The sequence below is a fragment of the Austwickia sp. TVS 96-490-7B genome, from assembly GCF_019331795.1.
Taxonomy (GTDB): Bacteria; Actinomycetota; Actinomycetes; order Actinomycetales; family Dermatophilaceae; genus Austwickia.
In genome coordinates this window covers 517,810-535,274 of the sequence record NZ_JAHPZL010000007.1, presented here as the reverse complement: position 1 = coordinate 535,274, position 17,465 = coordinate 517,810, and the positions used below count along the sequence as shown (strand labels likewise).

At 65.2% G+C, this 17,465-nt stretch carries 12 protein-coding genes; 4 read left to right on the top strand and 8 right to left on the bottom strand.

The window, feature by feature from the left end; genetic code table 11:
• Nucleotides 1-54 precede the first annotated feature (54 nt).
• Both cobF and KEM60_RS10490 read right to left on the bottom strand, forming a co-directional pair.
• Nucleotides 55-831, bottom strand: coding sequence for a precorrin-6A synthase (deacetylating) (cobF, locus tag KEM60_RS10495; RefSeq protein ID WP_219107523.1), 777 nt, complete (start codon nucleotides 829-831; stop codon nucleotides 55-57).
• A 39-nt stretch (nucleotides 832-870) separates the two neighbouring features.
• The gene (locus KEM60_RS10490) at nucleotides 871-1,572 is read right to left on the bottom strand and encodes a hypothetical protein (protein WP_219107522.1); all 702 of its coding nucleotides are present in this window, start codon (nucleotides 1,570-1,572) and stop codon (nucleotides 871-873) included.
• Nucleotides 1,573-1,579: 7 nt separating this feature from the next.
• On the opposite strand from KEM60_RS10490, the gene KEM60_RS10485 reads away from it, so the two are divergent.
• Nucleotides 1,580-1,816, top strand: coding sequence for a hypothetical protein (locus KEM60_RS10485; RefSeq protein WP_219107521.1), 237 nt, complete (start codon nucleotides 1,580-1,582; stop codon nucleotides 1,814-1,816).
• Between the two features lie 308 nt (nucleotides 1,817-2,124).
• Nucleotides 2,125-5,154 (top strand): glycoside hydrolase family 2 TIM barrel-domain containing protein, encoded by a 3,030-nt coding sequence (locus KEM60_RS10480; RefSeq protein WP_219107520.1) that lies wholly within the window; start codon nucleotides 2,125-2,127, stop codon nucleotides 5,152-5,154.
• 124 nt (nucleotides 5,155-5,278) lie between these two features.
• Here KEM60_RS10480 and KEM60_RS10475 read toward each other — a convergent pair whose 3' ends face one another.
• On the bottom strand, nucleotides 5,279-6,283 hold the full coding sequence (locus KEM60_RS10475; RefSeq protein ID WP_219107519.1) for a LacI family DNA-binding transcriptional regulator: 1,005 nt from the start codon (nucleotides 6,281-6,283) through the stop codon (nucleotides 5,279-5,281).
• Between the two features lie 107 nt (nucleotides 6,284-6,390).
• Here KEM60_RS10475 and KEM60_RS10470 point away from each other — a divergent pair, with 107 nt between their 5' ends.
• Nucleotides 6,391-7,536 carry an acyl-CoA dehydrogenase family protein gene (locus KEM60_RS10470; protein ID WP_219107518.1) on the top strand — a complete coding sequence of 382 codons (1,146 nt, stop codon included), beginning with the start codon at nucleotides 6,391-6,393 and terminating at the stop codon, nucleotides 7,534-7,536.
• Here the strand turns inward: KEM60_RS10470 and KEM60_RS10465 are convergent.
• From KEM60_RS10465 to KEM60_RS10455, 3 genes are all read right to left on the bottom strand, one after another.
• The gene (locus tag KEM60_RS10465) at nucleotides 7,518-11,168 is read right to left on the bottom strand and encodes a hypothetical protein (RefSeq protein ID WP_219107517.1); all 3,651 of its coding nucleotides are present in this window, start codon (nucleotides 11,166-11,168) and stop codon (nucleotides 7,518-7,520) included. The two genes, KEM60_RS10470 and KEM60_RS10465, sit on opposite strands and share 19 nt — an antisense overlap.
• A gap of 379 nt (nucleotides 11,169-11,547) precedes the next feature.
• Nucleotides 11,548-12,567, bottom strand: a complete 1,020-nt coding sequence (locus KEM60_RS10460) for a trypsin-like serine protease (protein WP_219107516.1) — start codon at nucleotides 12,565-12,567, stop codon at nucleotides 11,548-11,550.
• Between the two features lie 244 nt (nucleotides 12,568-12,811).
• A complete protein-coding gene (locus KEM60_RS10455; protein ID WP_219107515.1) occupies nucleotides 12,812-13,849 on the bottom strand; it encodes an SHOCT domain-containing protein in 1,038 nt (345 codons plus the stop codon).
• Nucleotides 13,850-13,981: 132 nt separating this feature from the next.
• Between KEM60_RS10455 and KEM60_RS10450 the strand changes: the two genes are divergently transcribed.
• Nucleotides 13,982-15,220 (top strand): glycoside hydrolase family 76 protein, encoded by a 1,239-nt coding sequence (locus tag KEM60_RS10450; protein ID WP_219107514.1) that lies wholly within the window; start codon nucleotides 13,982-13,984, stop codon nucleotides 15,218-15,220.
• Here the strand turns inward: KEM60_RS10450 and KEM60_RS10445 are convergent.
• Entirely contained in the window at nucleotides 15,181-15,711 is a 531-nt protein-coding gene (locus KEM60_RS10445; protein ID WP_219107513.1) for an NUDIX hydrolase, read from the bottom strand. The two genes, KEM60_RS10450 and KEM60_RS10445, sit on opposite strands and share 40 nt — an antisense overlap.
• 10 nt (nucleotides 15,712-15,721) lie before the next feature.
• Nucleotides 15,722-17,350 (bottom strand): LssY C-terminal domain-containing protein, encoded by a 1,629-nt coding sequence (locus tag KEM60_RS10440; protein WP_255574497.1) that lies wholly within the window; start codon nucleotides 17,348-17,350, stop codon nucleotides 15,722-15,724.
• Between the last annotated feature and the right edge of the window lie 115 nt (nucleotides 17,351-17,465).

The following is a 17,465-nucleotide window of genomic DNA, read 5'->3' as shown; positions in this document are numbered from 1 at the left end:
CGTCCGGTGATCAGGTGTCGGCCCGCTGCAGGATGTAGCGGGCCGACACTCGGGTCAAGGGTGTCGCAGCAGGTAGGTGTCCATCACCCAGCCGTGGCTCTCCTTCAGGGCGGCGCGCAGGGTGCGGAGTTCGTCGGCGAGATCGCCGAGGCGGCCGGATCGAAGTTCCTCGCGCTCGGACCCCAGATAGGCTCCCCAATAGATCCACAGGTCGGGGTGGGTGGCGGCGAGTTCGGTGCAGCGTAGGTAGCCGTCGAGCATCACGACGATGTCGCCGAGGTCCGCGCCGTGGGCGGCGTACTCCTGGAGGAGTCTGCGACCGGTCGTGATATGGACGGGGTGACCGATGCGGTTGAGGTGGATGCGGTGCCGAGCAGCGAGCAAGGAGACGGCACCGATCCCGGGAATGACGTGACAGTCCAGAGAGATTCGCTCGGCAAGGGCGTCGACGATGCGCAAGGTGGAGTCGTAATACGCCGGGTCACCCCAGACAAGGAAACCGATGACGTCGTCCTCGGGCAGGTCGCGCAACACGGCCTCGTAGGCGTCGACGCGCGCCCGATGCCAGTCGCGGACCCCGGTGGCATAGGCAGTGGCGTCGCGGGTGGCGTCTGGTCCTCGATCGGGGTCGGGCACGGCGATGACGCGTGGCCCGTCGTCATCACGAACGCGCGCGCAGACGTCGCTGCGCCACGCGGTCAGGTCGGCGGTGTCCTGGCGTTTGTCGGCGACCAGGACGACGTCGATACGGCGGAGGGCGTCGACCGCTTCGAGGGTCAGGTGTTCCAGGGTGCCGGTGGCGATTCCGACGACGAGGATCTCTCGGGGCATACCTTCATCCTCGCAGGTAGCGGCGGCGCTGCGCTGCGCTTAGGGAGCGACGCGAATCTTCCATGGGGCGAGGGTGAACCCCGCGGGAATGGTGTCGTCGAGGCAGGAGATGCCGTGTTTACGGGCGAGGCAGCGGATGGCGCCACCGGGGGCGGTCGTCCACCGACCGTCGGGCAAGACTGCGCTGACGGCAGCGTCGATGATGCTGTCGGAGTTGCACACCGGCCGGGGGGCTCGGTCGAGGTCGATCCGACCGATGGAGGTGGGCCCGGGTTGACCGGGGCAGGTGGGTGAAGTGACTCGCCCACTGCGCAGTTCGCAGCTGGCGCGGTGGCTGCTGAGGCGGCAAAAGACGGTGCGTTCCGCATTCCAGAACGCCACGAGCGGAGTTGACGTCGGGATCGCGCGGCTGAATGCTGCCCGGAGCTTGGCGACCGGGATGCGCTCCACGCGGCGCCCTCGTCCGGCGGCGACCGCACGGCCGTGGTGAGAGCTCGGGGTGCGGGCGTCAGGAGTACCAGGGCGAGTGAGTGCGCTGGTGGAGGCGCTGCCCGGTCCAGGTGACGGCTGACTGGCGGTGCTCGCTGAGGACGGTCCGGAGGTAGACGAGGAAGCGCTGGGGTCAGCAGTGGTTGTCGCGGTCGATGGGGAGAGCGCCGGGGCGCCCTGGTGGGTTTCGGGCTCGCCGCCGCACGCCACCAGGCTGCTTGATACAGCCAGCACCAGCAGTATGCGCAGCATCATCGCCATGCTGTCCACAGTGCCAGAGCGAGGTGTCCTGGCGCATGTCCTGGCGGATTCGATCCGGCAGCAAATGTGTCACGGAATCATCAAGGGCACCTGCCCAGCATTCAGCAGTGGTGATCCAGGACGTGGGGATAACACCGTGGGCGAAGTGGGGCGGGTGGGTGCGGCGTACGTCCGCTTGGCGATGAGTGGGTTGTCGCAGTGGCTGCTGCTGTCCTGGCCACTCAGGTGTGGGTAGGTCGCGAAGGAAGAATAGCGGATGTCGCCATAGCGCCACGTGGGCTGGCCGCCCAGCACAAAATACATACGCCAGGGTCGGTGGCGGAGCAGTCGACGTACACGGTGTTCGGCGAGGCAATGGCTGGTGTCACCACCCCGGGGGCTACCCCATGACTGCGCTGAGGGCGAGGGTGAAGACTGCTGGACACGACGTCTTCATCGAAAGACCTCCCAGGCAACATTGCCGGTGTGCGCGAGCACACAAGAATCTACTCCCGCAAGACGACTCGATCGGGGCAAGGCGCATCATCACGTACGATCGGTGTTGTGCCCGAGCACACAGACACGGATGTCGTCACCGAACTCGACTACCTGACCGAGATCTCGCCTGGCCGTGGGTCTCGCACCCCGGCCCGCTCATGGTTGCGCTCGGAGGCACCGACGGTGGACCTCAGCGGCACCTGGTCCCTGCGCACCTATCCCGACCCACGCGCATGCCCCACGGATCCGGATACCGCTGTCGCGGCGGCCGTCGATACCGTGCCAGTGCCCTCCCACTGGGTACTCTCCACGGACGGTCACGGCGCTCCGATCTACACCAACGTGGCCTACCCCTTCCCCATCGATCCGCCGCATGTCCCAGATGACAATCCCACCGCAGACCACGTCCGGGTCTTTGACCTTCCCCGCTCCTGGCCGCAGGGACGCACTCTGCTCAGATTCGATGGAGTGGAGTCTTGCTATCGGATATGGCTCAACGGCAACGAGATCGGCGTCGGCACCGGGAGCCGTTTGGTGCAAGAGTTCGACGTCACCGCTGCGCTGACACCAGGACGCAACACCCTGCTGGTGCGGGTGCATCAGTGGTCGGCCGGCAGTTATCTGGAAGACCAAGACCAGTGGTGGCTGCCCGGGATTTTCCGCGACGTCACCCTGCTCTCCCGCCCCGAGGGATGCCTCAACGATCTGTGGCTGCAGTGCGATTACGACGCCGTACGCCGGACCGGCACGGTGACCGCACAGATCGACGCTGACGAATCGGCGTGGCCCATCACTGTGGACATCCCGGCATTGCGGCTGCATCACGTGTGGGCCAGTCCGCAGGACGTCGCCCCGATCACGATGCTCGTGCGGCCGTGGAGCGCCGAAGACCCCATGTTGTACGACGCGCATGTCACCGCCCAGGGTGAGAAGGTGACCGTGCGGGTGGGGTTCCGCACCGTCGCCATCGTCGATGGCATGTTCACCGTTAATGGCGCCCCCATCCGTTTCCGCGGGGTCAACCGACACGAGATCAGTCCTACCTGGGGCCGGGTCGACGACCCAGAGCAGACCCGCCGCGAACTGGTCGCCATGAAACGACACCACATCAACGCCATTCGTACGTCGCACTACCCGCCGCACCCTAGGGTGCTGGAGCTCTGTGACGAGCTGGGGATGTGGGTCGTCGACGAGTGCGACCTGGAAACTCACGGTTTTCACGAGTGTGGATGGGAAGGCAACCCCAGCGACGAGCCTGCCTGGCAGGACGTCCTGCTCGACCGGATGATCCGGACCGTGGAGCGGGACAAGAACCACCCATGCGTGGTGATGTGGTCGCTGGGCAACGAAGCCGGGATGGGTCGCAATCTCGCGCAGATGGCCCAGTGGACTCGCGAGCGCGACCCTGGACGACCCATCCACTACGAACGCGATTTCAGCTGCGAGTATGTGGACGTCTACGGCCGGATGTATCCGACGCTTCGCGAGACCGAGCAGGTGGGGCGAGGCGCCTGGCCTTTGGTGTACGGCCGAGCCGAAGAGGCAGCCCGGATTTTCTCCCGCCCGTGTGTGCTGACCGAATATGCGCACGCGATGGGCACCGGCCCCGGTGGTCTCGCCGACTATGAAGCACTGTTCGACAGGTATCCCCGGCTGCACGGCGGGTTTGTCTGGGAGTGGCGGGATCACGGGTTGTTGACCCATCGGGACGGCCGAGCGTTCTACGGGTACGGCGGAGATTTCGGCGAGCAGCTCCACGACGGCAATTTCGTGATCGACGGACTATGCCATTCCGACGGGCGACCCAGCCCAGCGCTGACCGATTACGCCCACGTGATCAGCCCGGTCCGGCTCACTCCTCGTCGAGGCGAGGACGGGTCAGTGGACGTGCTGGTCGAAAACCGGTTTGACCTGTCGACCACTGCGGCGGTGGAGTTCCCGTGGCGCGTGGAGCACGACGGGGTGGTCGTGGCTGACGGCCGCCTCGACGTCCCTCTGCTCTCTGCCCGGCGGCGCGTGGTGGTGCCCGTGGATCTGGCATCACTGCCTGCGGGCAAACCTCGGGTAGCGACATTGACGGTGACCGCCACCACCACTGCCGACACCCCGTGGGCTCGCGCGGGGCATCTGCTGGGTCACGGGCAGGTGGTACTCGCGGAAAACCCGCAGCCGCGACCGGCGCCCACTCGGTGGCAACCGCGTCGGCAGGGCCGCACTCTGGTGTGGCGCACTCCCGGCCATGAGCTGTGTTGGGACGCCTCGACCGGTCGACTCACCGGTATGGACGGGTTGGCCCTCGACGGCCCCGAGGTGTGTCTGTGGCGCGCCCCGACCGACAACGACCGGCTCGCCGGGGAGCAGCCTGGATTGCCTGGCGACCCGACCGGTGCCCACCCACAGACGCCGTCCTTGCCGACCCCTGCTGACCTGTGGGCACAAGAACAGCTGGCTCTGGTGTCCTCCCGGCTGGTGGACATCAGAGTCGGCGAAGACACCATGCACGTGTCTTCGGTGGTGGCGGCACCCTCCCGTCGACATCGGCTGCAGGTCACTACGACATACCAGTGGTGTGCAGATCAGCTGGTCTGCCGCGTGGAGGCGCTCCCCGATCCGGGGTGGAAGGGCAGCTGGGCCCGGGCCGGGATGCGGTGGCGACTACCACCCCACGCCCGATGGGTGGAATGGCTGGGTTTAGGCCCCTACGAGCGATACCCAGACAGTGGGAACGACGCCCTCGTGGGTCGATACGTGATGGACCTAGCCACCTTCAATCCGCCGATGGCCCGGCCACAGGAATGCGGCAGCCGAGCCGAGGTGCGCACCGCAACCATCACGTGGGATGAGCGGGCATTGACGGTGGTGACCACCGCGATCAACGGTGTCCATCCGAGCCTGTCGGTGCATGAGCACCCCGCCGCAGAAATAGCTCAGGCAGGTCACCCGGTGGATCTGCCGGAGAGTCGTGCCACCTGGATGTACGTCGATGCGGCACAGCACCCCTTGGGATCTCGTTCCTGCGGGCCGGGTCCAGCACCGGAGTCGGTGTTGACCCCGCAGCCGTTCACGGTGGACATAGCGCTGCGGGTGCGTCTCTGAGCTGCTGGTCCCGGTCGGCGTCAGGCCAGCGACCCCGACCGGGACCGGCTTTGACCGCCGATTCTGGCTGACCGCCTGCATCGGGACCGCCCTCCATCGGGGTTGCCCCCATCGGGAGAGGGAATCAGCTGCTGGATCGACAGATCAGACGGGTCGGCAGGATGACATCGACGGGATCCTCGCCGTCACGGCCACGGTGCACGGCTCGGACGATCTCGGTGCAGATCTGCTCAATGGGTTGGCGCACCGAAGTCAAGCCGACGTCGTCATTGACGGTCGTTTCAAGATCGTCGAATCCGACGACTTTGACGTGCTCCGGGACGCGACGCCCGTGGTCACGTAGCCGGACCAGCGCTGCCCGGGCCATCAGGTCGCTGCCGACGAAAAGGCCATCCAGGTCGGGGGCCTCAGTGAGGAGCCGATCCACTGCGGTGACCGCGCTGGTGGCGGTGTAGTCGCCGGGGACGATCAATTCCGGCCGGACGTCCTCGCCCACCTCTTGGAGATAGCCGCGAAGTCGATCTTGGCCGCCACCACTGTCCAATGCACCGGTGATGGTGGCGATATGACGGCAGCCGCGTTCTTTGAGATGTCGCACCGCGTGTCGAGCGCCGCCGCAATCATCGGCCCGCACACCCCAGAACCGAGGATGATCCTGGAGGGGACGACCGCAGACCACGACGGGGCGATCACACCTGACGAGATCGGCGCTGATGGGGTCGTTTTCGTGGGCGGAAACATGAACGATCGCATCGACGTGTCCCCCGCTGAGAAAACGGGCGGCCCGTTCCCGGCCTGCGTCGTCACCGGCGATCAGCAGGGTCAGGGCGAGGTCGGTGGGGGCGAGCGCTTTGGCTAAGCCGCGCAGCAGCACCGAGAAGGTCGGGTCAGCGAAGAGTCGTTCTTCGGTTTCGCTGAGTAGGAAGGCGATGGAGTCGGAGCGCCCGGTCGACAGTGACCGGGCGTGGGCGTTACCGGTGTAGCCGAGAGTGTCGATGGCCTGGCGGACGGCCCGTTGGGCGGTGAGGGAAACTCGGTCCCCTCCTCGGAGAACGCGGGAGACCGTGCCCCGGGAGACCCCTGCGACAGCGGCGACATCGGCGATCGTGGGAGGTCTCTCAGCGGTCACCCTGTCAGGATATCGACGCGGCGTCACAATGACATTCCCTGTCGTTGTGGGAGATTGACTCAGGCTTAACAGCCCGTCGTCGATGGCCTTCCCCCTACTGTCATCCCATGCCCGTGACACGTCACCTGCCTACCGACGAAGCCCGCACCCTGATCTCGATGGTGCGTGAGTTCTGCGACGAGCAGATGCGCCCCGTCGTCGACGACGCCGAAGCTCAGGCTCGTTTCCCCCGCGACGTCTTCGCGCACCTAGGTGAGCTTGGCCTGTTGTCATTGCCTGCTCCGGAAGAACACGGCGGCGGCGGCCAACCGTACGAGGTGTATCTCCAGGTCATCGAAGAGATCGCCAGCGCCTGGATGAGCGTGGCGGTCGGAGTGTCAGTGCATTCGTTGACCTGCAACCCGCTGGTAGCGTTCGGGACCGACGACCAGCGACGGATGTTCCTGCCAGCCATGCTGGACGGATCCACCCTGGGTGCATACTGCCTCTCCGAACCGGACGCCGGATCCGACGTCGCAGCCATCTCGACCAGCGCCACCCGTGATGGTGACGGATACCGCCTGGACGGGACCAAAGCGTGGATCTCCCACGCGGGACACGCCGATTTTTACACCGTGTTTGCGCGGACCAGCGCGGACGGCCCGCGCGGGCTGTCCTGTTTCCATGTCCCAGCGGACACCCCAGGGCTGGTGTTTGCCCCACCGGAACGCAAAATGGGCTTGGACTGTGACACGGTCGGCCAGGTCGTCCTGGACGGAGTGCGGGTTCCCGTGACACAACGGATCGGTGACGAGGGCCAAGGGATGACCATCGCGCTGTCCGCGCTCGACTCAGGCAGGTTGGGGATCGCCGCAGCAGCGACTGGGTTAGCGCAGGCGGCGTTGGATGTCGCCGTTGAGTACGCCGGACAGCGGCATCAGTTTGGCCGTCGTATCAGTGAATTCCAGGGGCTGGCGTTTCTGCTGGCCGACATGGAAGCCGCCGTGACGACGGCACGAGCGACGTACCTGCATGCGGCGCGGCTGAAGGACGCTGGACTGCCGATGAGCAAGGAGGCGTCCGTGGCGAAGTTGGTGGCCACCGATGCCGCAATGCGGGTCACCACCGATGCCGTCCAAGTCCTGGGCGGGGTGGGCTACACCAAGGCATATCCGGCGGAGCGCTACATGCGGGAGGCCAAAGTCACCCAAATCTTCGAAGGCACCAACCAGATTCAGCGACTGGTGATCTCCCGTCATCTCGTGGGACGGTGACGCCCGGCGTATCGACGTGCCGAATGGGGTGACCCGCGCCCCATTCTCATCAAGGCAACGCCAACGGCGATGACGCCAACGTCCAAGATCAGGAGATAGCCCACGTCGGTGCCGGTTACCGGCAGGGACGACGGGACCACAGCAGGCCGGGCATCCGGATTCGGGGCAGGGTGATCGGTGCTCACGATGGTGGTCGGTGCCGAGGTGGGCAGCCTACTCGGCGACGGTGACGGCGGCGGGACCGGAGAGGGCTGTGGCCGATGCTCCGAGGGCGACGGCGTGAGCGGTGACGGTTCAGGCGTCGGGAATGGGGTCGGGCCGGTCGGGGCGGGTGGCGTCGTCGGCGGAGTCGGGACCGGTCCTGGTGGGACTGGCCCCGGTGGGGTAGCAGCACGGATCCAGGCGGGATCACTCGCCGACCCAGGCTGTGTCACCCCGCCGGGGAGTTGATACAGAGCGTCGACGCTGCCCAGGGCATTGGCGCTCTGGGTGGGTGGCGGAGTGGTGGTCGTGGCGGTGCATGTCGTCGACGGTGGTGTGCCTGTGCCGGACCACGCTGGCAAGGAAAGCGTGCCGCCGCAGTCAGGTTGAGTCCCAGCCGGAAGTGCAGCACCACTGACCGTGAACGTCATCGGGACGTTCCCGGTGTTGCTCACCACGTAGTGCAACTGCACCGGAGCATCCGCGGGCAGCGACACTCCCGGCAGCACATCAGCCTCATCCACCCCAGATGGAGTCACCACCCGGGTCAAGATCTGCACCCCCGGTGCGGCATGGACAGAGACCACCCCGGTAGGCGTGGCCGTCGGTTCAGCTGGCGGAGCAACTCCCAGCGGCACCACCGGAGTGGCCTTGACCTGGGCGACGACGTTGACGTCGACCGGCGCAAAAGGCGCGGTCAGCGGGGCTCGACACGTGGTGACAGCATCGACATCCAGGTGGCCGCTATCGCATGTCGTCGTGACGGTGTCGGTATGGGTCCCGCCGTGGCCATCCGGCCAGCTCACGGTGAGCGGTGCGGTGAGAGTGTCAACGGGGACATTGCCGGTGTTGCGCACCTGCACCTCAAGGACAGACCGTTGAGCCGGATCCATCCCAGGGTTGGCGGTCAGAGCTTGGCCGTCGACAAAGAGGGCAGCGGTGATCGTCGAGACCGGTTCGGTCGTGGTGGTGGCCTGATCGGTGGCTGCCGCCATCGGATGGGTGTATCCGGTTGGTACCGCACGGACATCGCCGCGATGGGTGGTGGTGACGGCACCGGCTGAGGTGACGACCTGCTGAGAGGTGCAGGTGAGTTGTTGCCCGACCGCCAGAGTCCACTGGGGGCAGGTCACCGTGCTCGACGCTGACGTTGGGAGGTCAATATTCAGATCAGTTAAAGAGACTGGAGAAGTGTTCGTCACGACGTACCGGACATCGACCGTCGCACCGGCAGGCACCAACGCACCAGGCACCCCCTGCGCACCAGACCAGGTGCTTGATGAGCTGTCCTTCACCTCCACATCCACCGTGAGCGACGGCGCAAAGGCAGCAGCCGTGGCAGTGGCACTGACCGCACTGGCTCCGGCGGACCCATCAGCGGTCAGTTGCTGAGCAAAAGGCACCGTCAGCTGCACAGTGCACGTGGTGGAGCCATGCGCGGAGATCGTCGTCGCCGCGCAAGTCGGGGTCGCTCCCACATCGACGGCCACGGTCAGCCCGGTCAACGTCGAGCCGGATTCATTAGCGACCGTATACACCACCGTCGCAAGGGTGCCCTGATCGAGAGGCACACCAGCAGCGTCAGGGACAGCCAACCCCTCAACCGTCGCGCTCACCACAAGACGCGCAGCAGCAGTAGCCACGGCGTACGCCGGATCAGAAGCGGTGACCGCTATGGCACCATCAGCGCCCTGGACCATTGCAGTTTCATCAACGAAAACCCCATCACCAGGAGCAGTCCGAGTCTGAGAGCACGACCGGGTGCTGCGCGCCGGGACAGTGGAAGGACACCCCGGCACCGTGGCGGCACCACCCCCCGTCGTGTCAATGACACTCACCCCGGTCAAGTTTGCCGGGCCGGTCGCAGTGACCTGATACGTGACCGTGTAGGTCTGGCCCGATGTCACCGGGACCCGCGCACCAATGTCATTGGCATCCACGCCATTAATCAAGGTGCGCAACACCACCCCAGGCGCATGAACATAGCCGGTGGTGCTGGCAGTGACAGCCGACTGATTGGGGGCGCCAACCCCAAGATCAGGGACAGCGCTCGCCACCGGAGACAGCGTGACCAGTTCGCCAACCTGCACCGCAGCGCTCGCAGTGCACGTCGTACTCGCTCCCGGCGCCACCGTGGTGTCAGCACAGCTCATTCCGGTGACCGCTGGATCGGTGACCTGCAGCCCCTTCACCGTCAGATCACCGGTGTTGCGCACCGTATAGACCATCGGCACCGACCCCGACGATGCAGCCGGTCCAGGACTCGCAGCCGTCGCCGCAACAGAAGCACCAGCTGCAGCAACGTCGATCGAGATCGCCGGATGTCCACCTATCCAGCCAGTCGCTGTGGCAGTGGTGACGGCTTTCGTTGGCGGGTCACCGGAATCAATATGGAAATATTGCCGCCGGTATGACGACGAGGCGGAAAAGTAACGCCGCACCGTGATACGAGTGTTATCCGGCACCCAGGTGGCCCCGGTAAAAGTCTGCGGATCGTAGGCATACTGGAGGAGCCGGTCATAGGTAGCGATCGGATCGTCCTGCGCAGAGGGATACAGCAACGGCATAGCGCTACGAACAGTGAAATCCGTCTGAATCGCCGCCAACTGGGTGGCAACACCCGGAGTGGAACTGGTCGCCGTGACAGTCATCGATCCATTCCAGGAATACCCATACCCGCCCAGACTCAACCCAGCAATCCAGCTGCCATAACCAGGTTTAAGACTGGACAGCTGGAAGACATATTCGACGTACCCAGCTCCACCCCCCGTGAAATAGTCGCGAGCGTCACTATTCCACGTACCCGGAACAACGGCATACGCCTGCGCCGTCACCGTTGGGGTGAGAGCCTGCCCCGGAGTGGCAGACACCGAGACCCGCCCAGACGCCGTCACCGTGAACGGCGAGCTCGGAATCGCGCTCCCAGACCAGTGCAGCGTCCCCGAACCATCTGGAGCGACTGACATCGAGGCGGTCCGGGTCACTCCCGAAGCATCCTTCACCGTGACAGTGCTCGAGGTGAACGGCGCTGCCGCAGCAGGCTGGAGGACCACCACAACGTCAGTGAGTGGGAGACCACTGGTAGGTCGCCGCACCGTGACAGTCGCGGCGTAACTCACCATCTGACCGGGCAGCGCCACCTGAGGAATGACAGACATCGTCGCCGCGGCACCCGGAGTGCTCCCATCAGGAGTGCCGCGATGTTCAGCGATGTTGTACGGCCAGCCAGGGGCGGACGCCCACCCGCGATCACCGATTGCCACTGCAGCCAGAAGCTGAGCCAGGACACAGAGCACCAACACCATCGACATACGCCGCCGACGTCCCCCGACACCAGCGCACGGATGTCCATCAGGATCTGCGAGGACACCGTGCCGGCGAGCTGCGTCACGGACGTGAGCGCACTGCAAGCGAGCTTCTCCACCGGCCATGGACGACCTCGTTTCCTGACAGCGCCGAGAGCCGACCCCCTCCTATCGGCGAGACCCCTTGGCGCACTGAGAGTTTCAGTCAAGACACGTCAGTTTCCACGGGTACTGCTGCGCTCGTCCCGGGACATCGCACCCCACCCGCCCACGGGCGACAACCACGCCGACCACACCCACCCACGGGCGGCTTTCCCACCACAAAACCCCAAGAAACCCCCTCCACAACCCACCCACGGGCGACAACCACGCCGACCACACCCACCCACGGGCGGCTGTGCGGGTGCCTCTGTGCACCACACGACTGGTGCCCCACCGTCAAAGACGATGAGGCACCAGTCAGATCGGTTCCGGTGGTGGTACGCCGAAAACAGAGGTGGTCGGGTCAGCGCTTCAGCACGTTCCCGTCAAAGGTGTTCCACAATTCTTGGGAGCCCACTGAGGTGTAGAAACCAGGAGCGCCTTGCCCTGCACATCCGAAGCCCCAGGAGACCACACCGATCTGGTAGTACTCATCACGTCCGGGGACCTTGCGCATGATCGGGCCGCCGCTGTCGCCCTGGCAGGAATCCTTTCCTTGTTTGCCAGCGCAGAAATCGGTGGCCGCGTTGAAGTTACCGTTGCCAGCAATCTGGCATTCGTTCATTGCCAGGATCGGCACGTTCACCTTCCGCAGCCGGTCGGGGAAGGAGGGCAGGACGACGTCAGTGTTGCCCCATCCGGAGACGGTGGCATTTTCGCCGGGGGTCAGCAGTGAGTCGGTGCCCGTGGTGGGCAAGGAGACTGGGACCACCTGCTCGACTGGTTTGTCCAAGATCACCAGAGCGATGTCATATCCGCTGCCCTGGCCGTACTTCGGGTGGACTTGGATCATCGGCTCATCGCCACGGAACTGGATCGCGCGTTCCACGCCCTGGGTCTTGTCCGACAGGGTTGTCCGGCCGATGACCAGGCTGACCTTGCGGGCGGGGCTGTCGTCTTCCTTGGGCTTGGGTGCCGTGGCGGTCGGCTTCGGCGCGGTGGCGGTTGGCTTGGGCGCGGTGGTGGTCGGCGTGGTTGGTTTGGCAGCGGCCTTGCCCGCCAAGGGGAAGGTAACGATCTTCGCCCCGTGCGGCTTGACTTTCCCTCGCATAGACGGGACCAGGTCGGAGACGCAGTGGGCTGCGGTCATGATGACTCGTGGATTCACCAAGGATCCGCCGCAGAAGTGCTGGTTGTCGTACTGCAACGAGGTCATGAAGGGGAACTCGTCACTGGACGCGGCGACACCGCCGATGATGTCTGGCTTGTCTACGACGTCGCCAGGTTTGGCGGAGGCCTGGGCCGAGGGGATGAGGCAGGCGCCAATCATCGCGACTGCGGCGAGAGCACTGAGGGGACGACCGACTTTCATCGTTGAAGACATGTGGAGACGCTCCCATCGGAAGGGCATGACATCTGACGGGTTTCAACGTAGTCAGAGCAGACGACCCGCGGGGTGGGAGCGGCGAAGCCTTACCTATTCGTTCCCACAGATTTAACGAGAGCAGATCATTTTTCCGACATGATTCACCCATCGGAAAATTCCGAATTTTACCGCATGGCAGGGCATCTCGTCCCGAAAAAAGCCATATCTCTCCTAGCGCTTCTCAGGGCTGGGAGACCGCTTCTCAGGGCTGGGAGACGATGAGTCGCACTTTCGCAGCGAATTCTTCCGCGGTCAACACCCCTTGGGCATGAAGATCAGCCAGGACACCCAGGAGGATCTCTTTATCGGTAGCGGGCCGAGCTCCCGGGGGTTGCCCAGCAGAAGCCGGTGAGGCTGGCGTCGGCGCGGGGGTCGTCGGGGTCACGGCGGGTCCTGGGGGCATCGCGGGTGCGGCAGGGGGCGCAGATCCCACTGGTCCGATCCCCGGCGCACCAGCTGGTGCCCCGCCGTACGGCGTCCCCGGGGGTGATCCCACCGCGGGCAGTGACGCTGCTCCCGGAAACGCTGCCGCCGTATTGAACTGGTGCGGGTCGACGGCGCCTGGGAGGGGCTGCTGCCCTGGGTAGGTGGGCTGCGCAGGCTGCTGGGCCACCCCCGGCTGGTGAAGGACAGCTTGGCTGGCGACGTGGGCGGCGTTGGCTTGCGCGGCCACGGTCGGTGAGATGCGGGGGGCGACCAGGGGATCTGGTGTCGCTCCGGCTGGGGGGCGAGCCATTCGGCTGGGGTCGTTTGCTGCTGCGGCCGGACTGACCGCAGCTGGTTTGCGGTGTCGGCCCAACTGAGGGCGTAAAGATTGCGGTGCAGCGCCGGGGGCGCCGGAGGGGCGGGTCACTGAGATAGAGATGTGGGGAGCTTGGGTGAGCAAGGCGTCAACGAGCCGGTCCCCGTCGTCTCGTCGCATTTTGCGGACAACGAGCCGACCGCTGGTGGTGAATAGCGCGAAGCCATCATGCACGGTCGGGTTGTAGTCCACGGTGACGACGTCGGCGAGTTGCACTGACTGGACTTGGTGTTTGCTGTAGTCGTCACGGATCGCGATGACGCGTTGGTCGGTGAGTGCCACGAGTCCGGCGGCGCCGGCGTACGTACAGGCGGCAAGTTCGTCCACGATCTCGGTTTCACCGACTTCTTCGGCGAGGTCGCGCATGGCGGAGCGCGTGCCGAAGGTGACGGCCATCCGGGAGGCCGCCTCCACGATGTCTCGACGCAGTTCGCTCACAGTCGTTGATACGGTCGCCAGAGCGCGAACCTGAGGCTTGCGCGAATGACAGTACGGCGGGGACTCCCTACTGCGGTAAACGGATCCGTGTGCAGGTCGATGTCCGTGCCGGTGATAGGGCAGGCTGGGCAGGTGAACTCACCCTGTGATCGGACCGAACGGCCCGTCTCTGCTGTCACCGCTGCCACCCGCGCCGACCTGGCAGCCCGCAGCGTGGTGCCGTCGTACGGACGGGCGGTCTGGGGGATCCCGGGCACCCATCTGGCGGTGCGCGCATTGCCGGTCCCTCCGCCTGTTGATCTCAGTTGGAACTATTGGTGGCAGGCCCATCATCTCGATGCGATCGTGGATGCGGGGTGGCGGCATTGGGATGGCACACCTGCTGGGCATGCCGCTGCCCGCGCCTACCTGCGGTTGGGTCGGGAGTTATTGCGTGGGATATGGCTGCGCAATGGGGGCCGTTGGACGAATGCGTTTTTCGATGACATGGGCTGGCTGGTTTTGGCTGCCGGGCGGGTAACCGAGTTGGGCCAGGTCGTGGGGGCACCTCCGGTGGTGGAGGCGGAGCGGGCAGTACGTCGGATCGGTGCGCGGCTGATTGAAGCGCAGGATGATGTTCTGGGCGGCGGGGTGTATTGGACGGTCCAGCGGGACCGGAAAAACGTACCGGCGACCGCTCCTGCGGCGATTCACGCAGCACGTTCGGGTGATGTTGACCGGGCGCGAGACCTCGTGGATTGGATTTACCGGGAACGTTTCGATGAGACCGCTGGGTTGGCATTAGACACCGTATATGTCGATGGTCGGCGGGATGACACCGTGTATACCTACAACCAGGGGACATTGTTGGGGGCGTTGTTGGCGGTGGGTGGCCCCGCTGAGATGGCGGCGGCTGAGGCGTTGATTGCGGCGGTGAATCGGCGGTGGTGCGCCGAGGAGGATTCCGCCCCACGGGTGGTGACGGCGCATGGTGACGGTGATGGCGGGTTGTTCACTGGCATCTTGATCCGGTATCTGGGGGTAGCAGCTCGGGAGTCCCTACTGTCGTCACAGGCCAGGCGGCTCGCGTCAGCCATGGTGCTGGACACCGCTCAGGCATGGTGGCAGGGCGGCCGGTGGGATGAGGACGTGCAGGACGCCCGGGGTCGGCGGCGTACGGCGGTGGTGTTTTCCCGGGATCCGATGACCCCTGCGGAGGTGGACCTTCCGGTCGGCTCGGTCTGTGAGCTCACTCCCCAGTTGCAGGCCTGGATGGCGTTGGAAGCCGCTGCTGCCATCGTCAACGATCAGGAGGCTGCCGCCGCTGTCGTCGACGGCGAGGAGGCGCGAGATCAGCAGACGCCGTCGAGACGGTGCCCGTCTTCGAGGTAAACGCAATGCGCCACTTCTAGTCCGACTCGGACCCGACGAGACACAGCGGGTCGGAGCAGTGCCAGGGCGTGGGGCGGCGGGACGAATCGGAATGCGGCGATCTCGTGCGGCGGAATCCGCACATGTCGGGTCTGGATCCGGGGGATGACCCCGCAGTGAAAGAGCAAGCGCAGGCCGACTGGTGGGGCGGGCGCCTGCGGGGGCGCGCTGTCGCCGCGTTTCGCTATCTGGCCCGGTCGGGTGTCGACGACGACGAGGCGGCCGGTCCGCACGATCAGACCGGTCTCCTCCTCGACTTCGCGACGACAGGCATCCCAGGGCGACTCCCCGTCGGTTTCGACGATGCCTCCGGGGATCGTCCACCCTTTCTTGTACGTCGGTTTGAGGATGAGCAGGTCGCCGCCCTCGTCGAGGATGATCGCCCCGGCGGAGGTCGGCAGACCTGAGGGCGCGGGAGGGGTCTCGACTGAGGACGAGCGCTCCTTGCTCATGAAGCGATTGTCACCTGTTGCGACGTTCCCGGCGGGTGGTCGGGGCGGATTGCTCCGGCGGTGGGCTGAGCGGTCGATCTGCTCGGCTAGGCCGTTCGGGTTCGATATAGGGATATCCGGATTCGACGACGTAAGGGCCGGTGGGAACAGGCTCAACGACATAGGGTCCAGGGGATTCGTGATCGACCACGTAGGGAGCTTCGGGGAGAGCTTCTACCTGGTGGGGGCGAGGCTCGGTGGTGGTGTGATAGGTCCCGCTGGGTTCGACGGCAGCGCTTTGCCAGTGCACTTCACCGAGTTCTTCGTCGGGAAGGTGTTCTTTGCTGCGTCGTTGGGTCCATTCACGGGCGGAGAGGCTGGTGAGGGCGTAGAGGGTCAGCACATCCACGCTCATGGAGAACATGGTGTCCACGGTGACTCGTTGTTCTTCAAAGGACTGGTTCAGTTCACCGAAGATCACCAGGCTGAGCAGGGCGAGCATGCCCCATCGGGCTCCGCGACGGCCTTGGTAGGTGTACCAGGCCAGGATGGCGAGGATGGTCCAGCCGAGCAGCACGATGACGGCGATGATTCCGACGCCGATGGCTTCTTCTGTGCTGGCACCAGCGCCGCCGGTGAGTTCGCCAGTGCCGCTGATCAGGTCGATGAGGATGTCCCCGAGCGAGAACAGCAGAGACAAGGTGGTGAGCACCCCAGCGGCGACGACGGAGAAGGGGCGGCGTCCCACTTTGTGCAGCAGGTCGTCAGCATCGTCTTGGGGGGTGAGCCGAGCGTCGGTGACGGGGACGGCGTCGACATGGACGACGGGGAGGTCACCGTCGGTCGTGACCACATCGCCACCGCCGTTGCGTGAGTGGTAGCCGGTGGAGAAATCCACCAGTGTGGTGACGCTGACCTCAGGTCGGACGTAACACATCGAGTCGATGATGTAGTCACGTTCGACGTCGATGTCTCGGTCGATTTTGTGGGTGACCTGGAAGGTGAATAAGGAGAAACCGACTGACCGGTCATAGGTCCCAGCGGCCAAGAAGTCCACTCGGTGTCCGCCGGGCAGCAGCCACCCGTCGGGGCACGGCCAGAAACGGACGTGGTGGCGTTGTGCTGGGTTTCCCTCGACTTCCTGCTGGTAGGCGAAGGCCTGTTGTTTTCCGAAAAGCATCAACGGGCTGACTGGAGCTTCGGCGTAACTGCGTCGTGTCACCGAGGCCATCACGATCCGCCAGCTAGTGGTCAGGTTGACCGGGTCGGCCAGCACCCATCCGGCGTCTTGCATGGCTTGATGAATCTGGGCTTCGGTGCCGGTCACAGCCAGGTTGATCGGGTCGCCGAGCAGCCCGTCGCTGGTGCGTGAGCGAGCGATGAAGTAGTCGGGAACGTAAAGTGAGGTCAACACTCGATGCACCCGGGGCAGAGCCAGGTACGCCAGGACGGCCCAGAAGACGATGACATAGGCGGCCGCGCTCCAGCCACTCACGGACTGCTTCAACAGCACGACCGCGAACACCAAAGTAAACAGGGCGGTCACACCGAAGAACAGGTTCTCCAGCAGGTCCGGCTTCAGCATGAAACGGAAACGGTAGGTCTCCACCTTTTCCGGTGGATGGTGGTAGACGGGTCGTGGCGACGTTGCGTCGGACACGCGGACTCCCCTTCATCGGTCTCGGTCAACGACATGTCACATCAGCGGTCCAGGACGGACCCACTCTCCGGGCGGATCATGATGCAGATGTGATGAGACGCGGCATCGCCCCAGG